We start from the raw sequence: 20370 nt of genomic DNA, 5'->3' as shown, positions 1-20370 counted from the left end.
GGTGGTGGCCGGAGCGTTCCGCGGATCAGAAGCCGTGCTCGATCCGCGAATAGACCATCTCGGTGAAGGTGGAGATATGTGCGCCGATGAAGGAGCCGGAGACGGCCACGACCACGAGGATGACGACGATCTTCGGAACGAAGGTCAGCGTCGCCTCCTGGATCTGGGTCAGGGCCTGGATCAGCGCGATACCGACACCGACCAGCATCCCGGCGCCGACGGCGGGTCCGCAGGCAACGAGGATGGTCCAGATCGCCGCCTGGATGATGTCGAGGGCGTCCCGCTCGTTCATGGCTAGCTGATCGTGAGGCCGGGGCCGACCGCGACCTTGGTGCCGTCATCGAGGGTTGCAACGGAGCCATTGCTGTTGATCGAGATCGAGGCGACCTTGCCGGTGAAGGTCGCCCCGGTCGAGTCGGTGAAGCTGACGTTTTTCCCGATCAGCCCGTCCGCCTGCGACAGCGCCTGCGAGGACAGCAGCGAATCCAGCTTCGTATTGGTCTGCATCGCCTGCTCGACCGACGACAGCTGGGCGAACTGGCTCATATATTGCGACGTATCCATCGGATTGGTCGGATCCTGGTTCTTCATCTCGGCGATGAGGAGCTGCAGGAAGGTGTTGTAGTCGACGGTGTTGCTCGACGTGGCCGTAGGGGACGAGGTCGAGTTCGTCGAATTGGTGCTTGTGGTATCGGTCGCGCTGGGGACGTTCATGTGCCTCTCCGCTGTCAGGCAGCTTCGACTGGGGATTCGGTGGTGGCGCCGGCGAGGATCGCCTGCTCCAGGGGAAACAGCGCCCGGATCCGCTTCAGTGCCTCGAAATAGCGGGTCCCGCCGACCATCTCGTCGATCGCGGCGAGCCCGCGCAGCATCTCGTGGTTCTCGCACACAGCGAGCAGGGCCGCGTGGTGCTGCCCATAGAGCGAGGCGGCGGCACCGATATCCGTCGGGTTCATCAGCATGAGCTGGACGATGAAATAGAGCTGGCGCATCGCCGTGGTGGCGTCGGAGGCCTGCATGACCTGCCCTTCGAGCAGGAACATCACGTCGTTGACGAGCTCGAGCGAGACCTTGCGGTCCACGCGCAGCACCGCGCCGTTGATGTAGACTCGTTCGCCCGCCCGCAAGGAAATCTTCATTAAAGCGCGTCTCGGATCATGCGGTTGATTTCGACGAGATGCATCACGTCGTTCGATCGTTCTTCACGAAGGCGATCGGCTTCCTTGACGACCCACAGGCCGATCGAGATGATATCGGCGCGCAGCTGTTCGGGCAGTCCGTTCTCCGGATGCGCGAGATCCTCGATGAAGATGGTCCACAGCCGCCGGACGTAGAGCAGGCTCTGGACCTGATCCTCCCTGCTGTGGTGCTCCTTCTGGAGCCGCTCCAGCCGGTCGATGCCGAGGCTGAGCGCCTGCCGCTCGCGCCCGCGCGCCTCGTAGCCGCTGTCTTCAACGACCGTTTCGTAGGCTTCAAAAGTCATCCGGACAACTCTGCGCAGAAAAATTGCAAGAAACTAAAAGCGAACGCGACCGCCGCGCTGACTCAGAGATAGTTGATGAGGCTGATCTTCTGGAGCTGCGAGGTGAGCGCGAGCGCCGTCTGGATCTGGGTCTGCAGCGCATTGACGCGCACCGACGCTTCCGTCGGATCGACCTGCTCCATGCCGACGATCTGATTGTTCAGAATGTCCTTCTGGGTCTTGAGCTTGTCGGTCGCGGTGGTGAGCCGCTGCTGGACCGTGCCGACGCTGCCGCCGAGCGCAGCAAGGTCTGTGATGGCGCTGCCGACGAGGCCGATGGCCTTGTCCACGACGACCTGGAACGTCGGCTGGTTCAGGTTCGCATTCCCGAGATCAGCCATCATGGTGTAGGCCTCGGCGAGCTTGCGGAAGCCGATCTGGTTGGCGCTGACGGAGGTGTCGGCGATCTCTGTCGTGGAGATGCGGCTTTGCATGACCTGGTCGGTGGCTGATGACCACTTGGCGTTCCAGGCCGGGCTTGCGAACTCGGCGTCGAAGGTGGTGTTGAGGAACGTCTGCATCTGAGCAGGCGTAATGCTGCTCACGCTGGGCGAGGATTGGGGGAAGCCGAAGCCCGTCGGTGGCGGTGCCGCGAAATCCGCATCGACCTGGTTCTTGCTGGCCGAGCCGGCGGTGTAAGGCGTGATCGGCTGGTTCTGCGTGTTGATGCCCGAGAACAGATACGAGCCGTTATAGGAGATGTTCAGCGCGCCGATCAGGTCCTGCAGGTTGGAGGACGCCGGCGGCAGGATGATCCGCCCGCCGCCGTCGGTGCTGCGCGCGGCGATCAGGTCCTTGAGGAAGTCCGTTGCGGTCGAGCTGAGCTGGGTGATGCGATCCTGGGTCACGTCCAGGCGCCCCGCGACGAGCCCGTTGGTATCGACGAGCTGGTCGGCGAAGCTCATGTCCGCCCGCAGGGTGACGTCGCCTCCCGTCGTGGCACCGAGCTCGAGGCCGACATCGGCGAAGCGGCCGGTGGTCGCCTCCGTCGAGGCCTTGCTCAGCGCAGCCTGGTTGTTCGTGATCGAGTACCTCAACGACGAGGACAACATCAGGGTGGAAATGTAGTTGGCGCTCATCATGACTAATTCCCCACGGCGGCTAGCAAGGCTTGCAACATCTGGTCGACGGTCGAAATGATCTTCGACGAAGCCGAATAGGTACGCTCGACCTGAAGCATCAACGACATCTCGTCGTCCATGTTGACGCCGTTGACATTCGACAGCGCCGTCGTGCTGCGGTCGAGCAGCGTGCTCTGGTACTGGGAGCTGTCGTTGGCGGTCTTGCGCTGGTTTTCGATCCAGCTCGTCGACGACGACGCGTAGTCGATCAAGCTGCCGTTCGGCTTGCCCTGCGTGGTCGCATCGAACGGCTGCGACGCATCCATGTTGCTGATGAGCTGCTGCAGCCGGGTCGAATAGCCGCCGCTACCGGCGGTGTTGTAAGTGTAGGCGGAAGGCCCGCTGATCGCGCCGTCACGCAGCAGGTTCGGGTTGCCGCCCTGGGCCGGATCGACCGACGCGGCAACCGAGATCGTGCCGGCGAGGCCCACCGAGACTGTGGCGCTCGCGGGCATCGTCGGCGCGAGGGGATAGGTGAACAGGCCAGGCCTGTCGGCCAGCGTCGGGACGGTCGACTGATCGCTTTCCTTGAAATCATTGATCAGGCCGCGGGCGATTTCGTCGAGCTGGCTCTGATAGGTGACCGTGTCGTTGTCGCGCAATTGGGCGAGACCCGCGAGCTTGCCGGACTTGATCGGCATCACCGAATTGGCACCGGTCACGGGCACGCCGTCGATAAAGACCGCATTGCCCGTAATGCTCGCCGAATAGGAGGTGGTCGGGGCGAAGCTCACCGACCGCGCCGTCTTGTCGAACAGCACCACGCCGCTGTCGGTGTAGAGCGCGGCATCGCCGTTGGTGCGGATCGACATCGTGACGCCGACCTCCTGCGACAGCTTCGAGACGATGCTGTCGCGCTGGTCGAGATAATCGGTCACGTCGTCGCCGGCGATCGTCCCCTTCACGATCGCCGTATTGACGGTCTGGAACTGGGAGAGCAGCTGGTTGATGTTCTGGACCGAAATGTTCATGTCGGCATCCGCGCCCTCGCGGACCGACTGCACGGTCTGGGTTGCCTGGTTGAGCGCGGTCGCCATGTCCTTGGCGGACGTGACGGCGGCCTGGGCCAGCGTGGTATTGTCCGGGGCGTTGGCATATTGCTGAAGCGCCTGCTTCAGCGCATTGAGTTGCGCCGTCGGCGACTGGTCGAGTTGCGGATCGTCCACCGTGGCAGATGCGATCTTCTGCAGACCGTCATAGATCGCGCTCTGCGTGGCGGCCGCGGAGGTCGCGGTCAGGACGTTGCTGTACAGACCTGAACTCGCGGCGCGCTGGATCGCCGCCACGTAGACGCCGGCGCCGGGAAGATTGTCCAGCACCGTGATCTTGCGCGAATAACCGGTCGAACTGGCGCCCGCGATGTTGCGCGAGACAGTCGACGACTGGATGCCCGACGCCATGAGCGAATTGCGGGCGGAGTCGAGGGCTGAGGTGAGGGACATGGCGTGCTCTTGAACGTTCTCTTGCCCGGGATCGGCGCCGAGGGAATCAGCGCTTCAGGTTGACGACGACGTCGAGCAGATCAGCGCCGGTCTGGAACGACTTCGAGTTCGCGGTGAAGCCACGCTGCGCCTCGATCATCGAAGTCAATTCGTCCGCGAGATCGACGTTGGAGTCTTCCAGCGCGCCGGACTGAATGGTTCCGAGACCGCCCTGGCCAGCCAGGCCGACCTGCACATTTCCGGAGTCCAGGTTCGGCGAATAGACGTTGCCGACCTCGGGCGTCAAATGGTCCGGGCTTGGCACGGTGGCGAGCGCGATCTGGAAGCTCGGCAGCTGGGTGCCGTTCTTGAGCACTGCGGTGACCACGCCCTTGGAGTCGATGTCGACCTTGTCCACGGCGGACGGCGCATTGCCGTCGACGGTCGCCTTGAAGTCGAAGCTCGATGCGACCTGGGTCATGGCCGACATGTCGATCTTGAAGGTGCCCGAGCCGCCAGGGATTGGAACCGTGAGCGACGTCGCGCTCGGCGGCGGCCCAACCAGATCCAGCTTGCCTTTTCCGGTCGAGCTCACGTCGAACTTGAACGTTGTCGCGGCGGAGGGACCGCCCGTCAGCATGGCTCCAGACGGATCGTAGACCTCGACGTCCCACTTATTCGCGCCGGTCTTGGCCGCATAGACGTTGAGTGTCACCGCGTTGCCGATGTTGTCATAGGTCACCATCGACGTCTTCGACGTGTAGTTGCCCGGGCCTGCTGCGGCGGCCGGCGTGGCGACAAGCGCCGCGCTCGGATCCAAATTGGCAGCCACGGTCGCCAGCGTCGACGGCGAGGCCTGCAGCGCCATCTGATTGACGTTGATGACCTGGAGGCCGCCGAAGCCGTTGGCGGAAACGTTGGGCGCAGCACCGTTCTGGATGTTGTAGCCCATCAACTGGAAGCCGGCCGTGTTGACGAGGTTGCCCGTGCTGTCGGGCACGAACGAGCCGGCACGGGTGAGGAAGTTGTTGCCGTTGGTATCCTGCACGACGAAGAAGCCGTTGCCCTGGACCGCGAGGTCGGTCGTCGAAGTCGTGAACTGGAGGTTGCCGGGATCGGTGATGGCGTAGCGGACCGTGGTCTCGACCGCGCCGGAATCGTAATTGCCGGAGCCGCTCTTGAGGATCAGCGAGGAAAATTCCGTCGAAGCCCGCTTGTAGCCGACCGTGTTGACGTTCGCGATGTTGTCCGAGACCGTCGACAGCTTGTTGGATTGCGCGTTCATCCCGGAAACGCCGGTGCGCATAACACCATACAGGCTCATGAATTGGTCTCCTTTGGCAGATTGTCGTTACAATGGGGGGTCTTGCTTGCGCGGGGCTGATGGTCCGTGACGATGCACAACTTGATGCGATGCATCGTCATTTCACGTCGTTTCTTCATGTTGTTTTGGGTTGGCATAACGAGCGCGCCTTGTCGGTCCACGCGCCGAAGCCGCTGGAAACGAGATGCGCGACGATGTGGCAGACATAGCGCTTCTGCGCCGGCTGATTGTTGGGGCCGGCATTGTAGCGGGCGACCGCCATGGTCCAGCTTCCCTCGCGTTGCTTCAGCTCCTTGAGGAAGCGTGCGGCGTAGTCGACGTTCCTGGCCGGATCGAACATCGCCCGCACCGACGTGAACTTGTCGCCGTGAAAATAGTGATTGATCTGCATGCAGCCGAGATCGATCAGCTTGATGCCCTTGGCTCGCATCGCTTCGAAATTCGCCATCGCATCATCCATGTCCTTGGCGAACACGGTCTGCCCTTCCGCACCGAGCGCGTAGGGATAGAGTGCACCGCGCCGGCCGGTCTCGGTGAGGCCGACGGCATAGAGAATGCCGAGCGGAATCCCGTGCTGCTGCGAGGCGCGCGCCATCTCGCGCTCGCAGGGGCGCGCAGTGTCGGTCGCCGCCGCCTTGCCGGCGCCTGCGCTACAGATAAACAGGGCCGCGACGAGTATGCGGCGCCACGTCCTGGTCATGGCGTGCCTCCTGGTTGGGCTGCTGATCCTGCCGGGCTTGCCTGGCTCCGCCGTCCGACTGACCGGACGACGTGCCCGCGCCGCTGAACGCGCCTTGCGACTGGGATGATTGCTGTTGCTGACCCGGGAGCTGTGGCTGCGACTGGCCGGATCCGGCCCTGAATCCGTCGAGTGAGCCGTGCTGTACGGGCGCGACGTCTGCCACGTAGCCCGCCGACTGCATCAGGTCGCGAATCTGGTCACGCTGCTGATCCAGCATCGCGCTGATGTCCTTGCGTTGCGCGGCAAGCTGAACCGACACCTCGGTGCCGACAAGACGAAGGCGCACGGTGACGTTGCCGAGATCGGGCGGCTCGAGATTGACGGTGAGGATCTTGACCGGCTGATCCGGCGAATTGCTCCGGGCGCCCACGAGATCGGCCGCGGCGGAGGCGGCCGGCGCTGGCGATCCCTTCAGCTCCGACACCACTGCGTTTGCGACCTGCTGGGTCGCGCTGAACTGCGGCACGGGAGGCAGATGCGTCTCCTGCTGAACCACCGTGACCTTGGTCGTTTCCGGCAGGGCGTCGCGGCCTGCGGACTTTGCGGCGCGCTCGACATTCGCCGAGATGGCTTCGAACCCGGATGTGGCAGCGGGCATGGCTTTCGGTTGAACGTCGCTTTGCTCCGGCATCGCCCGTACGGTCGCCGCGGCCGGCTGCGGGCGCAGCCCGGAGGCATCGGCCGTGGAACGCGCGACGGTCGATGACGCTGCGCCGGATCGCGCAACATCTGCCGTCGCCGTCCTTGCGTCGGTGATGCTCTGAATGTCACGCTTCGCCGTCGAAGGCCGATCGTCGCGCGTCGAGGAGTCCTTCTTGTCGTTCGAAGGCTGCGGCGTCTGCATCGTCACGGCCTGCGCGGCGGCGAGCTCCTGCCCCACCATCGTCGGAACGCTTAATCTGCTCGGGACGTCCGCCTTGGCCGTTTGATCGACCGGGTCTTTCCTAGTCGACGACTTGGGGTCCTCGGTGCGCTCGTGCACCGGCTCGTCCTTCGTATCGGGCTCGGTCAGCGGAGCTAGGCGCGGGCGTACTGAGGCAGCTTTTGCAGTCGCGTCGCTGCCCTGATCGTCCAGCGCCCGCTTGGCCATGTTCGAGACGGTGTGGAGCAGATCGTGAAACAATGAATCGTCCGCCGTTTTCGCGCCCGTCGTCGCCGTCCCCTTCGCCGAACGGGATACCCCACGCGTAAGACTTTCGGCGAGGCCTGCGAAAAGCTGTCCGGAAGTTCCGCTAAGCTTGGTCATGGACGGCGATCCTTAGTGAGAAGCTCCAGTTCGCCGAGCTGCGTCTGGGCGCGCGCGAGCATTGCGTTCGACGACGCGAGATCGATCCGCGCCGGCGTGAGCGGCGGCTTGTCGGCCGACATGGCAGCAGTCGGACCTGCAATCGGCTTGCGGACATCGAGCGCGAGCTGGAGGGTTGCATTGAGGAGCAGGACGTCGCGCTCCGCCAGCTTCGTCCTGTCGAGCGCCTTCAGCTCGGCAAAGCCGCCGTCATATTCGTCAGTAAGCGCGCGGGATGCGCCGCGGTAGAAATGGGCGCGCTCGCGATCGGGCGTGGCATCGGCGCTGAGCGTCAGCGCCCGCTCGCCTGCGAGCCGGGTAACGGTGAGTTTGCCGCGAACCAGCGCGCCACGCGCGATCACCAGATAGAGCTTCAGGCGGCTGGCGCGGTCGACCTGTTCCAGCAGCGCCGCGATCCGCGCAAAGCGGCGATCATCCAGCGCAAGGGTCGATTGCGTTATGCCCGTGGAGAAGCGCTGCCAGAAATCGCTGGCATAGACCGAGTTGCGGTAGTGGCGGATATAGGCGAGCGTCAGGAACTCGAACTTGTCGAAATCCTCCGCCTGCCCGACCAGCAGGATCTCGCGCCGCAGCGCCGCCTCCTCGACCAGCGTGCCGGGCAGTAGCAGGCGCGCGTCGTCGAGACGCTCGATCGCAAGCGAAGCCTCGGAGCGAGCGAACAGCGCGCCCTGGACCAGCGCCACCTGCCCGCCCATGCCGGACGAGATCGTGCGCGGCTTGATGTCCTTGAGCAAGTCCCTCGCCTCGTCCTGCCGGCCTTCGACATAAGCGAGCGCGCCGTCGAACAGCCGCGCATCCACATTGATCTTGTCGCGCGGCAGCTTGCGGACAATCTGCGGAGCGCCGCCGCTGAGCAGATAGATCACGACCGCCTGGCCGTTCTGCGGATTGCTCCACACGCTCGCGTCGGCGGCGAGAAATTTTTCGCCGATCTGCCGGATCAGCGCGATGTGGCTGGCATGCGCCGCGGTGTCGCCATTGGCGATACCGTCCTGCACCGCCTGCAGCGCGCGGACGAGCTCAAACGGCTCCCCGGACGGCGCCGTCGGTTCGGCAGATGCGCGTGTCGCCACGAGCGACAGCACCATCAGCATCGCGGCGCGGAGCAGCGGCCTGGTCAAGAGCGCTTCTCCCGGATCAGGATCTCGATCCGTCGATTCTGGGCGGCTGCCGGATCGTTCTGAAGCTTTGGCCGCCGGTCGGCGTAGCCTTCGACATGCTCGATCCGCTGCGCATCGACGCCGGAGCGGACCAGCATGTAATAAGCCATCTGCGCGCGCGCCGTGGACAGCCGCCAATTATCGTAATTATCCGACTTGTAGGGCCGATTGTCGGTATGGCCGCGGACGATAATCATGCCGCGGCGCTTCGCGATCAGCGGGCCGATCTTGTCGATGACGCGAACGAGCTCGGGCCGCGGCTCGGCCGAGCCGACCGCGAACATGCCGAAGCTCGCATCGTCGGTCAGGCTGACCAGCAAGCCCTCCTCGACCTGACGGACCTCGGCCACCGGCCCGGCGCCGGCCTTGATATCCGAGAGGGCATCGGCGATCGCAGACTGAAGCTGCTTGACGGTCGGCTGCTGGGCCTGCACCGCGTCACGCTGCTCGGATTCCTTCGGAGCGTCGGTCGGACGTGCCTGCGGCACGACGCTGGCCTGCGTGTTCGGCTGAACGCTGCCGTCGCGCGCCGACGATGATGGCGCCGGTCCTGGCGGCAGCAACGGCGACTGGCTCGTGGACGACGCCTGCGCGTCGAGGGCCACGCTGCCGCCGGCATCATCGGTCCTGCCGCGGCGCGGCTCACCCTGATTTGTGCCGGCCGGAGTGTCGCGCACGGAAGCATTCGGCTTCGGCTCGCCCTCCATGATTCTGTCGGCCTCCTTCGAAGCCTCGGGCGCAAGCTTCCAATAGCCGGGATCGAACGGATCGCGATAGGCATCACCGCCCTTGAGGCCATCCTCTTCGGCCGAGGTCAGCGCACCGGCGCGGCGCTGGCCCGAGGCCTGGTTCGAGCTCGCCGCGATTTCGGCAAGCGTTGCGTAGGGATCGCGGAACAGAACCTTCTCTTCGTAGAAGGGCGGCTTCTCGGCCGTCGGCGAGTCGCCGCGGCGCTCCTCGTTCGGGCCGGACGGCTGGCGCTTGCCATCCTGCCCCTCGAACGTCGTCGGCTCCTTCTTGGTGAGATCCTTCAGTCCCTTCGGCGCGGGTGCGTTCTCCGCGAGCTTGATCGGGTTGAAGTAGCTCGCAACCACCTGCTTCTGGTCCTGGTTGAGCGCGTTGAGCAGCCACATCACCAGGAAGAACGCCATCATCGCGGTCATGAAGTCCGCATAGGCGATCTTCCAAACGCCACCGTGCGCCTTCTCGTCTTCGAAAGCGCTCCGCCGACGGATAATGACGAGCTCGTGCTTGACCTCCTCCATGGTGAAACTACCGGTGCGCCTCTTTCAGCCGATCCATCCAGGTCGAGATCTGCGTCTCGATCGTGGTCTGATCGGCGAGGACGCGGACCTCGACGGTGTCAGCGGACTGGTATTCGACGCCAGAGCGGCCGGCCAGATTGAGTTGCGTCCTGACGAGGTCGATGAGCTCGCTGGGTCCGGTTACGCGGAACGCCGGCACCGGGGAATTCGAGGTCAGCGTCGATATCTGCTCGACCAGGGACCCGATCGCCTTGTCGCGGACCGCCTCGGCGAGGAACGGCAGCAATATCCGCGCGACCGAGCTTGCAATGTTGCTCTCGATCTCGCGGCAGGCCGTGTCAAAACCGTTGACGATCGCGACCGCCTGCTGGTCGGACCATTTGGCCCGCTCCTCGCCGAGCCGGATCGCGCTGCGGACGCGCTCTTCGGCGAGCTTGGATTCGCCTTCCGAAAGGCCTGCGATATGGCCGCGTCGATAGGCGTCTTCGAGCAAATTGACCGGCGCGGCTTCCGGCGCGGGTGCCGGAGGCGGCTGAAGTTGCGGATGCGCCTGCGCCTGACGCTGCGGTTGAGGCTGCGGCTGCGATTGAGGCTCGCGCCGGACGTCCTTTCTCGTCAGGACGTCCTGGATCTTCGGAAGCGGAGGCGGCGGCGACTTGGCCCGGCCGTTCGCGTCGAATTGCGTCAGGAGTTTTCCGATTGCCGCGTTCATGCCGCCTCCTCGCGTCGCATCCAGTCTTTAAGGATTGCTGCCGCCTGCATCTGATCGAGGCGGACGATCTGCTCCAGCCGCTTCTGCGGCGTACGCTGCATCTTGCCTTCGAGGTCCTCGACGAGGTTGAGCTCGGGGTCCTGGCTGTCGGCCAATGCGAGGGCCGAGGCAGCTTCGAGCTCGGCGGCCTCGGCGGCCTCGGTCTGCTCCTGCGCGGCGCGATGAGTCAGAATGCCGTTGACCGCGGGTCGAAGCCCGAACCAGACCAGCATCGAGGCGACAGCCAGGATCGTCACCGCGTTGATGACGCTACCGAGCTGCTTGTTCATCATCTCGACGAAGCTGATCGGCGGCACCGGCGCGAGCTCGCGCGAGCCCTCCACGAAGTCGACCGCAGTCACCTGGATCTGGTCGCCCCGCGCCTTGTCTAGTCCGCCTGCGGTCGCTGCGAGCTGGCTGATTTCGGCGAGCTTGCTGTCGACAATGGCCTGGTTGGTCTTGTCGCCGAGGTCGGCGACGAGCCGCGTGCGGTTGACCAGCACGGCGATGAAGAGTTTCTTGACCGAGTAGCCGTCGCTGACGGTCGTCGTGGTCTTGGACGACACCTCGAAATTGGTAACGTCTTCGCGGCGCGTCTTGTCCTCGCTAGAGTTCTTGGTGCCGCCGGCGTTGACCTGCTGGTCCGGAAGGTTCTGCTGGACGGTCGTCGGCGTCGAGCGGTCGGCGTTCGACGACTTTTCGTTTTCGCGAACATTGCGGACCGAACGCTCGGCGCGGGTCTCCGGATCGTAGACCGTCTCGTTGATCTGGCGCTTGTCGGTGGAGAGCTGCGGCGCGACGCTGACCTCGAAATTGTCCAGGCCGAGATAGGGCGTCAGCGCCTTGCGGATGTTTTCCTGCACCATTCCGCCGACCGTCTTCTGGAGGCTCGCCATCTTGGTCGGCGCGGCGCTGACCTCGTCCTCTTCGGCCAGCAGCATCGAGCCGTCGGCATCGAGCACGGTGACCTTGTCGCGTGTCATGCCGGGAATGGCCGCCGCGACGAGATGGCGGATCGACTGCGCGGTGCGCGCCTCGAGCGCACCGTCTGTGCGCAGCACGACCGATGCGGAGGGTGGCTGCTGCGTCGCGCGGAACGAGCCGCGCACCGGCATCACGATGTGCACCCGCGCCGCCTTGACGCCCTTCATCAGCTGGACGGTGCGCGCGATCTCACCTTCAAGCGCGCGAAGCTTCGTGACCTCCTGCATGAAGGAGGTCAGCCCAAGCGATCCGATCTTGTCGAACAGCTCGTAGCCGGAATTGGCGCTGGTCGGCAGCCCCTTTTCGGCCAGCAGCATCCGCGCCTGCGCGGTCTGGCTCGGCCGTACCGAGACGGCATCGCCGGCTGCGCTGATATCGAAGGCAATGTTCTGCTCGCGCAGTGCGGCGCCGATACGCGTCACGTCTTCCCGGTTCAGGCCGGTATAGAGGGACTCGAATTCCGGTCGGCTCAGGTAATAAGCGCCCCCGACCACGGTGACGAGGACGGCGAAGCCGATCAATCCCAAGGCCATCAGACGTCGCGGCCCAAGTTCCAGCAGATTGTTGAGCAGCTGCTGTAGCTGCGCGCGACTGAACATATGACCTCGTACCAATGCGAATGGTGAGGACACTCCGCTGTCAACCTTGCCTGAAGGTTGCGCGAAAACGCGAGTGCGTCGCTTCGCAGGCGAGGCGATGCAATTTTACAAGAACTTCGGGCGACGCAGGCAGTCCGACGGCAATGGACTGGCGATCGAACGCGTCACCGCGCGATCGGCTGCAGCCTGCTGCATCAGGTCTGGCGTCAGGAGGTCGATTACGGGCACATCATGTGCCGTCACTTCCGCCGGTCACGGCGGGGGACCGTGCTCCCTTGGGAGCACGGCCGTCTTCGAAGCGGGAGCTTACTTGAACAGCGAGAGGATGCTCTGGCTGTTCTGGTTGGCGATCGAGAGCGCCTGAACGCCGAGCTGCTGCTGGGTCTGGAGCGCCTGGAGGCGGGTGGATTCCGCATTCATGTCGGCGTCGACGAGCTGACCGACACCGCGCGTCACCGAGTCCATCAACGTCTTGACGAAGTCCGTGTTGGTCGCAATGCGGTTCTTGACGGCGCCGAGGTCGGCGGCAGCCGAAGCCACCGAGTTGATCGCAGCGGTGACCTGCGTGATGTAGCCGCTGAGCGTGGTCTGGTCAGCCGCCGAATCGGTCAGCGTGCTGATGTCGATCGTGTTGACCGACGCACCACCGCTCACGGTGTCCAGGATGCCGGTGGTGGACGAGGTATAGAGCGAGTAGTTGGAGATCGTCAGGGTGATGGAGCCGATGGTCGGCGTGCCACCGACGCGGGAGAACGACGACACCAGGTCGAAGGTCGCCGGCGTGGCCGTCGTCGTGCTCAGCCAGTTCACGCCGTTGAAGGTTGCCGCCGCGGCGGTGCCCTGCATCTGCTGTTGGATCTGAGTGATGTCGGCCTGGATCTTGGTGCGGTCGATACCGGCGGTCTTGGCTTCGACCAGCAGCGCCTGGAGCTTGGTGAGGCCGCCGGTGTTGTCGCCGACAACCGCGGTCAGAGCGGTATATTCGGTGTCGACGGTCGCAGCCGACAGACCGAGCGAGTCGGAGACGGCGGAGAGCGCGGCGTTGTCCGCACGCATCGAGGTCGCGATCGACCAGTAGGCAGCGTTGTCCGAAGCGGTCGCGACGCGCTGGCCGGTCGAGATCCGGTTTTCGGTGGTCTGGAGGCTGGAGCTGACATTGCGCAGCGTCTGCAGCGCGGTCATTGCGGCGGAGTTGGTGAGAAGGCTGGAGCTCATGTTTGACGTCCCCTTGAAAACGAATTGAAATTTTTGGGACATACCGGGCTTGCACCGGTACGACAGGGCGGCATCATGCCTTTGGGCTGCGGAAAAGCGCGCTCAACCTGTCGTAACGACGGCGATAGCATGCGGAGTTTGTGCGAAGCTTGTGGCTCCGTGACCGGACCGCAATTCGAGGCGCGAAATCGCGCCTTTGACGTGCGAACTACGCAGGCCAAAATGATAAGGGCCGCGCTTCGCGAGAAGCGCGGCCCCCTCAGATGGTTTTCAGGCTTAGCGGAACAGCGAGAGGATGCTCTGGCTGTTCTGGTTGGCGATCGAGAGCGCCTGAACACCGAGCTGCTGCTGGGTCTGGAGCGCCTGGAGGCGGGTGGATTCTGCATTCATGTCGGCGTCGACGAGCTGACCGACACCGCGATTCACCGAGTCCATCAAGCTCTTGACGAAGTCCGTGTTGGTCGAGATGCGGTTCTTGACGGCACCGAGGTCGGCGGCCGCCGAAGCCACCGAGTTGATCGCAGCGGTGACCTGCGTGATGTAGCCGCTGAGCGTGGTCTGGTCAGCCGCCGAATCGGTCAGCGTGCTGATGTCGATCGTGTTGACCGACGCACCACCGCTCACGGTGTCCAGGATGCCGGTGGTGGACGAGGTATAGAGCGAGTAGTTGGAGATCGTCAGGGTGATGGAGCCGATGGTCGGCGTGCCACCGACGCGGGAGAACGACGACACCAGGTCGAAGGTCGCCGGCGTAGCCGTCGTCGTGCTCAGCCAGTTCACGCCGTTGAAGGTTGCCGCCGCGGCGGTGCCCTGCATCTGCTGCTGGATCTGAGTGACGTCGGCCTGGATCTTGGTGCGATCAATGCCGGCGGTCTTGGCTTCGACCAGCAGCGCCTGCAGCTTGGTCAGGCCGCCGGTGCTGTCGCCGACAACCGCGGTGAGAGCGGTATATTCGGTGTCGACGGTCGCAGCGGACAGGCCGAGCGAGTCGGAGACCGCGGAGAGCGCTGCATTGTCGGCACGCATCGAGGTTGCGATCGACCAGTAGGCGGCGTTGTCCGAAGCGGTGGCCACGCGCTGGCCGGTCGAGATACGGTTTTCAGTGGTCTGGAGGCTGGAGCTGACGTTGCGCAGCGTCTGCAGCGCGGTCATTGCGGCGGAGTTGGTGAGAAGGCTAGAACCCATTTTGATGTCCCTTTGAAGATAGAGTTGATTTGGGGACATACCGGACTTGCACCGGTACGACAGGGCGGCGTCATGCCTTTGGGCTGCGGAAAAGAAGGCCCAACCTGTCGTAGCAGCGACCGTAGCGCGCGAAGCTTGTGCGGGGCTTGTGGCCCTGTGTCCTGGCCGCAACAGCGCAGCCGAAATTGCGGCGTGCGCGGAACGTCACATCAAACGAGAAGGGCCGCGCTTCGCGAGAAGCGCGGCCCTCCCCCAGATGGTTTTCAGGCTTAGCGGAACAGCGAGAGGATGCTCTGGCTGCTGCTGTTGGCGATCGAAAGCGCCTGAACGCCGAGCTGCTGCTGGACCTGGAGAGCCGACAACCGGGTGGACTCCTGGTTCATGTCGGCGTCGACGAGCTGGCCGATACCGCGCGTCACCGAGTCCATCAGCGACTTCACGAAGTCCGTGTTGGTCGAGATACGGTTCTTCACGGCGCCGAGGTTCGCGGCAGCGGAAGCCACCGAGTTGATCGCAGAAGTCACCTTCGCGATGTAGCCATCGAGCGTGGTCTGGTCGGCCGCTGAATCGGTCAGCGTGGAGATGTCGATCGTGTTGACCGATGCACCACCGCTCACCGTGTCCAGGATACCGGTGGTGGACGAGCTATAGAGCGCATAGTTGGCAGTGGTCAGCGTGATCGAGCCGGTGGTCGGCGTGCTGCCGACGCGGGAGTACGACGACACCAGGTCGACCGTCGCCGGCGTGGCCGTCGTCGTGCTCAGCCAGTTCACGCCGTTGAAGGTTGCCGCCGCGGCGGTGCCCTGCATCTGCTGCTGGATCTGGGTGACGTCGGCCTGGATCTTGGTCCGGTCGATACCCGCGGTCTTGGCTTCGACCAGCAGCGACTGCAGCTTGGTCAGGCCGCCGGTGCTGTCGCCGACAACCGAAGTCAGAGCGGTATATTCTGTGTCGACAGTCGCGGCCGACAGACCGAGCGAGTCGGAGACCGCGGAGAGCGCGGCGTTATCGGCGCGCATCGAGGTCGCGATGGACCAGTAGGCGGCGTTGTCCGAAGCGGTCGAGACGCGCTGGCCGGTCGAGATGCGGGTCTGCGTGGTGGCGAGTTGGGAGCTCACAGACCGCAGGGTCTGGAGGGCGGTCATGGCAGTCGAGTTCGTAAGCAGGCTTGACATTGCGAATGTCCCTTTGATGTAGGCGTTACATTTTCACGAGGGGGACATACCGGGCTTTCACCGGTACGGAGGGGCGGCATCATGCCTTTGGACTGATATGGGTGGGGTCCAACCCGCCGTGCCGCATTGCTAGCACGCCGAATCTTGCTTCCGGATTAAGGCGGGCTTGAATTCCGCAGCAAAATCATATGGTTAATATTACTCTTCGCTAACCATAACCGGCCGCCTGGCGATCACCGTTGTTATGAGAACGACCGCACCAGTCCGGAGGCGAGCAGGTTCCAGCCGTCGATCAGCACGAAGAACAGCACCTTGAACGGCAGCGCGAGGATCGACGGCGGCATCATCATCATGCCCATCGACATAGTCAGCGTCGCCACGATCATGTCGATGACGAGGAACGGCAGGATGATGAGGAAGCCAATCTCGAACGAACGCCGGAGCTCGGAGATCATGAACGCCGGGATGATAACGCGCATGTCGATGCGCTTGTCGTCGAACTTCCTGCGAAAGCTTTCCGCGGCGAGCGATTCGAACGTCTGCAGGTCCTTGTCGCGGACATGGGCCAGCATGAACTCGCGGAACGGATCGCTGATCTTCAGATAAGCCTCCTCCTCCGAGATCTCGTTCTTCATCAGCGGCTGCACGCCGGTTTCCCAGGCGCGATCGAAGGTCGGCGCCATGACGTAGAAGGTCATGAACATGGCGAGGCTGATCAGCACGAGATTCGGAGGCGTCGTCTGAAGGCCGAGGCCGGCGCGCAGGAAGGAGAGCGCGACGGCGAAGCGCGTGAAGCTCGTCACCATGATGAGCAGGCCCGGTGCGACGGACAGCACCGTCAGCAGCGCCATGAGCTGGATGATGCGGCCGCTGGTCGAGCCGTTGCCCGGCGGCAGCAGCGAATTGAGGTCCGGAATCTGGGCGAACGCTACCTCGGGCAGCACGACCAGCAGCGATGCAAGCAGCAGGACTCTCAATTTCACTGGATCACCAACGTCTCAATGATCAATTCGCGGACTTTGCCGGACGAGCGGATGCTGGCGCGTTCGGACAGGTCGTCGCGCAGATGCTGGAGCCCGCGCGTGCCTTCGAACTGCGTGACCGAGGCGGACCGCAAGTAAGTGACGATGTCCTCGCTGATGTGAGCGGCCAGGATGCCGGCATCCTCGTCGCTCATGCTGTCGGTCACCATGGAGGCCTCGACCCGGGCCCAATTGTTGGCCGGCGACGCGAGATTGGTCACGATCGGAGACAACTTCCGGAGCCGCGCGCTGCCGGCGTAGCTCGACGCGACCGGCGGCGGGGTGGCCCCCTTCTTTGCGTCGGCAACGCGCTCGGCAGCGGCAAACAGGTGCAGGCCCGCAAGCGCGCCCGCGCCGATCGCGACCAGGGTCAGCACGACGATGGCGGCAATCAGGCGCATGACGCCCCCTGCTCCCACGACGCGCGAGTCTCAGAACGGTGCCACGGCATCATAGATCCGGTGACCCCATCCAGGTTGCTGCACGTCCGACAGATTTCCGCGACCGCCATAGGCCACGCGTGCCTCGGCGATCTTCTCGTAGGAGATCGTGTTGGTTCGCGAAATATCGCGTGGACGCACGATACCGCCGACGTTGAGCACGCGCATCTCCGTGTTGATACCGAACTCCTGCGACCCGCTGATCATCATATTTCCGTTCGGCAACACGTCGGTGACGACGGCCGCAATGGAAAGCTTGATGTCCTCGGAGCGGTCGATCTGACCGTTGCCCTTGATCTGGGAATTGGTGTTGAGGTTGGCGTTGGCCTGGCCCTTGTCCTGCCATCCTGCGACGTCCATCAGCCAATTCAGCCCGAACTGGATCTGCGAATCGCGCGCGCGGTTGGTCTTGTTGTCGAGCTTGGCCTTGTCCTGCATCGAGATGATCACCGTGACCACGTCGCCGACGCGCCGGGCGCGGGGATCGCGGTAGAGGTCGGTGCCGTCATCCCAGGTCGAGCGATAGCTGACGGGCGTGCGCATGCGGGGCGTCACCGGGATCGGTTCGGCCGGCGTCCTCAGACCGCTGCCCACGGGCGACAGTTTCGGGCCGGTCAGGATTTCTGCCGGATCATGGGAGCATCCGCCAAGAAGCACGAGCGACAGGAGGAGGATCGGCTTCTTCATTACTTGGTCTTCCCGTCATCCACGCGACGCATTCCACCGAGCAGGTCGGCGAGATGTGCTGCGCGCCCGGTCTCCATCTCGTTGAAAATTGCGCTCGAACTCCTCGGGCTGAGCTTTGCGAGCACCGCGGCGGCCGTCTCGTCCGCCATGCCGGCGATCTGCGTGGCGGCAGCGTCCGGCTTCATGCGCGAATAGATCTCGACGACGCTCGCTTCCGCTTTCTTCAGGAAGTCGTCGCGCAGCGCCATCCACTTCTCGTATTCGGCGCGCTTGGCCTCGACTTCGACGATCCGCTCCCGCAGCAGGCTCTCAGCCTTCTCCAGCTCTTTCAGCTGCCATGCGAGCCTGGCGTCGACGGCGGGATCGGCCACGTTGCTGCAGAACAGCGCAACTTCGTTGTCCCCAGGCGCGGCAGCTTGAGCCGGCGCCGGCTTCGGCGGCGCCGCGACGCTGCCGGACTTCGCCGGACGCGTCGGCACAGGTGCGGGGGCCGGTGCCGGCGGAGAAGCCTCTGTCGGGACCGCACCCGTGATGGCGGGACCCGAATCTTCGGCCGCCCAGGCTGTTGCCCTCGAATTATCGCTCGGGACCGACGTCACCGGAGCGTGCGGCTTCTGCGGGCCGGGCGCGCGGGCACGGGCGAAGGAAAGTAAATTGAGCGGCTTCGACGACTTCGGCTCGTCCAGCGCCAGCGCGGGCGAAGCGCCCGCGAGCGCGAACATCGCGGCCAGGAGAAGAAGTTGCGCTATGTGGTCCAGCTTCAGCATCGGATCGCGTGCGATTCTCGGTCGAGACCAGAGCATTGAGCGACCAAGCTTGCACGACGCTTGTGCATCATTGCACGATGACTTCAGCCTGCAGCGCGCCCGCCGTCTTGATCGCCTGGAGGATTGCGATGATGCCGGACGGCTTCAGTCCGATCTGGTTCAGCCCGCGCACGAGGCGCTGGAGGTCGACACCGCTCAGGATCGCCACCTGCGACCCGGCCTCGTTGGCCTCGACGATGGTCTGGGGCACCACGACCGTCTGGCCTTGCGAGAACGGCGCCGGCTGCGACACCACGGGCAGCTCGGTGACACGGACGGTCAGATTGCCGTGGGTGACGGCGACAGTGGAGATTCGCACGTCGCGACCGATCACCACCGTTCCGGTGCGTTCGTTGATCACCACCCGCGCCGGCGTGTCTGGCTCGACGGTGAGTTCGCCGATCTCGGCGAGGAAGCGGACCGGTCCGACATAGCGTGGCTTGGACAGCACGATGGTCCGGTAGTCGCGCTCGAAGGCGATCTGGGCGCGATAGCGGCCGCCGGCATAGCGATTGACGGCGTCGAGGATTCGCGTCGCAGTGACGAAATCGGGGTTCTTCAGCTCGAGCACCAGGTATTCCATCTCGTGCAGGCTGCCCTGCACCTCGCGCTCGACCAGCGCGCCGTTCGGAATGCGGCCCGCCGTCGGCGTGCCCTGGCTGACGTTCTGGGCCTGGCCTCCGACGCTGTAACCGGCGACCGTGACCGCACCTTGTGCCACTGCGTAGACCGCACCGTCCGCCGCGCGCAGCGAGGTCATCACCAGCGTGCCGCCGAGCAGAGACGTCGCATCTCCCAGCGACGATACCGTCACGTCCATCCGCTCGCCCGGTCCGATCGACGGCTGCAGGTCGGCGGTCACCATCACGGCGGCGACGTTGCGCGTGCGCAGCGTCGTCGGCCGCGACGGATTGTTCGTGCTCGTCGTCTCGTTCCGGACATTGATGCCCATGTTTTCGAGCATCGACTGCAGCGACTGTTCCGTGAACGGCGCGTTGCGCAGGGTGTCGCCGGTGCCGTTAAGGCCGATGACGAGGCCGTAGCCGACGATCTGGTTTTCGCGCAATCCCTTGATGTCCGCGATGTCCTTGATGCGGACGGCGGCCTGGGCGCTGGCGGCGGAAACGATGAGGAGAAGCGCGATCAGGACTCTGGTCATGACCCGTCCGCGACCTTGACCGTGCCGTCCGGCTGGACGATGGCCCTGATCATCACGCCCGTGTCGGTGTTTCGCACGGTAATGAGCGAGCCAGGCGCACCGGATTGCATGGCCGCGCCGTAGGTCACGATCGACAGGCCAGAGTCTTCAACCACGACCTTGACCATGGCACCGCGGGCGATGGTGAAGGGATCCTCCACCGAATTGGTTGGAATCGGCTGGCCCGGCAGCAACGACCGCCGCGCCATGCGGCCGACCAGGACCTGACGCCCTTCGATGAACATGGCGACGCCGAGCACGTTCGGCGCAAAGACGCGCTCAGTGATCATGTCGTCCCTGATCAGCTCACCGGCGCGGATCGCTATCGCCGGCACGGGAAGCCGCCGCTCGTCTGCGGCGGCGGGCCGCGCGGAGACGAGAACCAGCAGCGCGGCGGCCAACCCGCGTGCGATCAGGCCCACCCTGTTCAACATCGACACACCGGAA

The 20370-nt window shown here is 64.4% G+C and carries 22 protein-coding genes; all 22 read right to left on the bottom strand.

Going from position 1 to position 20370, the window contains the following annotated elements:
- Positions 1–25: 25 nt before the first annotated feature.
- Positions 26–292, bottom strand: a complete 267-nt coding sequence (gene fliQ / locus ABIC09_RS06915) for a flagellar biosynthesis protein FliQ (protein WP_148749524.1) — start codon at positions 290–292, stop codon at positions 26–28.
- 2 nt (positions 293–294) lie between these two features.
- Positions 295–714, bottom strand: coding sequence for a flagellar hook assembly protein FlgD (gene flgD / locus ABIC09_RS06910; RefSeq protein WP_148749525.1), 420 nt, complete (start codon positions 712–714; stop codon positions 295–297).
- A 14-nt stretch (positions 715–728) separates the two neighbouring features.
- Entirely contained in the window at positions 729–1139 is a 411-nt protein-coding gene (gene flbT / locus ABIC09_RS06905) for a flagellar biosynthesis repressor FlbT (RefSeq protein WP_354108793.1), read from the bottom strand.
- A complete protein-coding gene (gene flaF / locus ABIC09_RS06900) occupies positions 1139–1483 on the bottom strand; it encodes a flagellar biosynthesis regulator FlaF (protein ID WP_148749527.1) in 345 nt (114 codons plus the stop codon). The genes flbT and flaF overlap by 1 nt, the downstream gene beginning before the upstream one ends.
- Positions 1484–1545: 62 nt before the next feature.
- Complete coding sequence (locus ABIC09_RS06895; RefSeq protein WP_354108792.1) at positions 1546–2604, bottom strand: flagellar hook-associated family protein; 1059 nt, start codon at positions 2602–2604, stop codon at positions 1546–1548.
- Between the two features lie 2 nt (positions 2605–2606).
- Positions 2607–4085 (bottom strand): flagellar hook-associated protein FlgK, encoded by a 1479-nt coding sequence (flgK, locus tag ABIC09_RS06890; RefSeq protein WP_354108791.1) that lies wholly within the window; start codon positions 4083–4085, stop codon positions 2607–2609.
- A gap of 46 nt (positions 4086–4131) precedes the next feature.
- Positions 4132–5388: a flagellar hook protein FlgE gene (locus ABIC09_RS06885; protein WP_354108790.1), complete on the bottom strand. Its 1257-nt coding sequence runs from the start codon at positions 5386–5388 to the stop codon at positions 4132–4134.
- A gap of 115 nt (positions 5389–5503) precedes the next feature.
- Positions 5504–6088, bottom strand: a complete 585-nt coding sequence (locus ABIC09_RS06880) for a transglycosylase SLT domain-containing protein (RefSeq protein WP_148749531.1) — start codon at positions 6086–6088, stop codon at positions 5504–5506.
- Positions 6039–7376, bottom strand: a complete 1338-nt coding sequence (gene fliK, locus ABIC09_RS06875) for a flagellar hook-length control protein FliK (protein WP_354108789.1) — start codon at positions 7374–7376, stop codon at positions 6039–6041. The genes ABIC09_RS06880 and fliK overlap by 50 nt, the downstream gene beginning before the upstream one ends.
- Entirely contained in the window at positions 7373–8557 is a 1185-nt protein-coding gene (locus tag ABIC09_RS06870; protein ID WP_354108788.1) for a chemotaxis protein, read from the bottom strand. The genes fliK and ABIC09_RS06870 overlap by 4 nt, the downstream gene beginning before the upstream one ends.
- Positions 8554–9861 carry a MotB family protein gene (locus ABIC09_RS06865; protein ID WP_354033109.1) on the bottom strand — a complete coding sequence of 436 codons (1308 nt, stop codon included), beginning with the start codon at positions 9859–9861 and terminating at the stop codon, positions 8554–8556. Before ABIC09_RS06865 ends, ABIC09_RS06870 begins: the two co-directional genes overlap by 4 nt.
- Before the next feature lie 7 nt (positions 9862–9868).
- Positions 9869–10573, bottom strand: a complete 705-nt coding sequence (locus ABIC09_RS06860) for a hypothetical protein (RefSeq protein WP_354033110.1) — start codon at positions 10571–10573, stop codon at positions 9869–9871.
- Positions 10570–12195, bottom strand: a complete 1626-nt coding sequence (fliF, locus tag ABIC09_RS06855; RefSeq protein ID WP_354033111.1) for a flagellar basal-body MS-ring/collar protein FliF — start codon at positions 12193–12195, stop codon at positions 10570–10572. The genes ABIC09_RS06860 and fliF overlap by 4 nt, the downstream gene beginning before the upstream one ends.
- A 306-nt stretch (positions 12196–12501) precedes the next feature.
- Positions 12502–13410 carry a flagellin N-terminal helical domain-containing protein gene (locus tag ABIC09_RS06850; protein WP_354108787.1) on the bottom strand — a complete coding sequence of 303 codons (909 nt, stop codon included), beginning with the start codon at positions 13408–13410 and terminating at the stop codon, positions 12502–12504.
- 276 nt (positions 13411–13686) lie between these two features.
- A complete protein-coding gene (locus tag ABIC09_RS06845) occupies positions 13687–14595 on the bottom strand; it encodes a flagellin N-terminal helical domain-containing protein (RefSeq protein ID WP_148749538.1) in 909 nt (302 codons plus the stop codon).
- Positions 14596–14864: 269 nt separating this feature from the next.
- Complete coding sequence (locus ABIC09_RS06840; protein WP_148749539.1) at positions 14865–15770, bottom strand: flagellin N-terminal helical domain-containing protein; 906 nt, start codon at positions 15768–15770, stop codon at positions 14865–14867.
- A 242-nt stretch (positions 15771–16012) separates the two neighbouring features.
- Positions 16013–16753, bottom strand: a complete 741-nt coding sequence (fliP, locus tag ABIC09_RS06835; protein WP_148749540.1) for a flagellar type III secretion system pore protein FliP — start codon at positions 16751–16753, stop codon at positions 16013–16015.
- On the bottom strand, positions 16750–17193 hold the full coding sequence (locus ABIC09_RS06830; RefSeq protein ID WP_148749541.1) for a flagellar basal body-associated FliL family protein: 444 nt from the start codon (positions 17191–17193) through the stop codon (positions 16750–16752). Before ABIC09_RS06830 ends, fliP begins: the two co-directional genes overlap by 4 nt.
- 30 nt (positions 17194–17223) lie before the next feature.
- Positions 17224–17919 (bottom strand): flagellar basal body L-ring protein FlgH, encoded by a 696-nt coding sequence (flgH, locus tag ABIC09_RS06825; protein WP_148749542.1) that lies wholly within the window; start codon positions 17917–17919, stop codon positions 17224–17226.
- On the bottom strand, positions 17919–18686 hold the full coding sequence (locus tag ABIC09_RS06820) for a MotE family protein (protein WP_354108786.1): 768 nt from the start codon (positions 18684–18686) through the stop codon (positions 17919–17921). The genes flgH and ABIC09_RS06820 overlap by 1 nt, the downstream gene beginning before the upstream one ends.
- Positions 18687–18753: 67 nt before the next feature.
- Entirely contained in the window at positions 18754–19884 is a 1131-nt protein-coding gene (gene flgI, locus ABIC09_RS06815; RefSeq protein WP_148749544.1) for a flagellar basal body P-ring protein FlgI, read from the bottom strand.
- Complete coding sequence (gene flgA, locus ABIC09_RS06810) at positions 19881–20357, bottom strand: flagellar basal body P-ring formation chaperone FlgA (RefSeq protein WP_246229652.1); 477 nt, start codon at positions 20355–20357, stop codon at positions 19881–19883. The genes flgI and flgA overlap by 4 nt, the downstream gene beginning before the upstream one ends.
- Between the last annotated feature and the right edge of the window lie 13 nt (positions 20358–20370).

The sequence above is a fragment of the Bradyrhizobium sp. S3.12.5 genome (assembly GCF_040548225.1).
Lineage (GTDB): Bacteria > Pseudomonadota > Alphaproteobacteria > Rhizobiales > Xanthobacteraceae > Bradyrhizobium > Bradyrhizobium cytisi.
This window is presented reverse-complemented; position numbering and strand designations above follow the sequence as displayed.

Excerpts from the sequence above, each read along its gene's own strand:
- ABIC09_RS06850 (WP_354108787.1), bottom strand. The coding sequence starts at position 13,410 with ATGAGCTCCAGCCTTCTCACCAACTCCGCCGCAATGACCGCGCTGCAG.
- ABIC09_RS06895 (WP_354108792.1), bottom strand. The coding sequence starts at position 2,604 with ATGATGAGCGCCAACTACATTTCCACCCTGATGTTGTCCTCGTCGTTG.
- flgH (WP_148749542.1), bottom strand. The coding sequence starts at position 17,919 with ATGAAGAAGCCGATCCTCCTCCTGTCGCTCGTGCTTCTTGGCGGATGC.
- flgD (WP_148749525.1), bottom strand. The coding sequence starts at position 714 with ATGAACGTCCCCAGCGCGACCGATACCACAAGCACCAATTCGACGAAC.
- ABIC09_RS06820 (WP_354108786.1), bottom strand. The coding sequence starts at position 18,686 with ATGCTGAAGCTGGACCACATAGCGCAACTTCTTCTCCTGGCCGCGATG.
- ABIC09_RS06885 (WP_354108790.1), bottom strand. The coding sequence starts at position 5,388 with ATGAGCCTGTATGGTGTTATGCGCACCGGCGTTTCCGGGATGAACGCG.
- flbT (WP_354108793.1), bottom strand. The coding sequence starts at position 1,139 with ATGAAGATTTCCTTGCGGGCGGGCGAACGAGTCTACATCAACGGCGCG.
- fliQ (WP_148749524.1), bottom strand. The coding sequence starts at position 292 with ATGAACGAGCGGGACGCCCTCGACATCATCCAGGCGGCGATCTGGACC.
- ABIC09_RS06880 (WP_148749531.1), bottom strand. The coding sequence starts at position 6,088 with ATGACCAGGACGTGGCGCCGCATACTCGTCGCGGCCCTGTTTATCTGT.
- fliF (WP_354033111.1), bottom strand. The coding sequence starts at position 12,195 with ATGTTCAGTCGCGCGCAGCTACAGCAGCTGCTCAACAATCTGCTGGAA.
- fliK (WP_354108789.1), bottom strand. The coding sequence starts at position 7,376 with ATGACCAAGCTTAGCGGAACTTCCGGACAGCTTTTCGCAGGCCTCGCC.
- flgA (WP_246229652.1), bottom strand. The coding sequence starts at position 20,357 with ATGTTGAACAGGGTGGGCCTGATCGCACGCGGGTTGGCCGCCGCGCTG.
- ABIC09_RS06865 (WP_354033109.1), bottom strand. The coding sequence starts at position 9,861 with ATGGAGGAGGTCAAGCACGAGCTCGTCATTATCCGTCGGCGGAGCGCT.
- ABIC09_RS06860 (WP_354033110.1), bottom strand. The coding sequence starts at position 10,573 with ATGAACGCGGCAATCGGAAAACTCCTGACGCAATTCGACGCGAACGGC.
- flgK (WP_354108791.1), bottom strand. The coding sequence starts at position 4,085 with ATGTCCCTCACCTCAGCCCTCGACTCCGCCCGCAATTCGCTCATGGCG.
- flaF (WP_148749527.1), bottom strand. The coding sequence starts at position 1,483 with ATGACTTTTGAAGCCTACGAAACGGTCGTTGAAGACAGCGGCTACGAG.
- ABIC09_RS06845 (WP_148749538.1), bottom strand. The coding sequence starts at position 14,595 with ATGGGTTCTAGCCTTCTCACCAACTCCGCCGCAATGACCGCGCTGCAG.
- flgI (WP_148749544.1), bottom strand. The coding sequence starts at position 19,884 with ATGACCAGAGTCCTGATCGCGCTTCTCCTCATCGTTTCCGCCGCCAGC.
- ABIC09_RS06830 (WP_148749541.1), bottom strand. The coding sequence starts at position 17,193 with ATGCGCCTGATTGCCGCCATCGTCGTGCTGACCCTGGTCGCGATCGGC.
- ABIC09_RS06840 (WP_148749539.1), bottom strand. The coding sequence starts at position 15,770 with ATGTCAAGCCTGCTTACGAACTCGACTGCCATGACCGCCCTCCAGACC.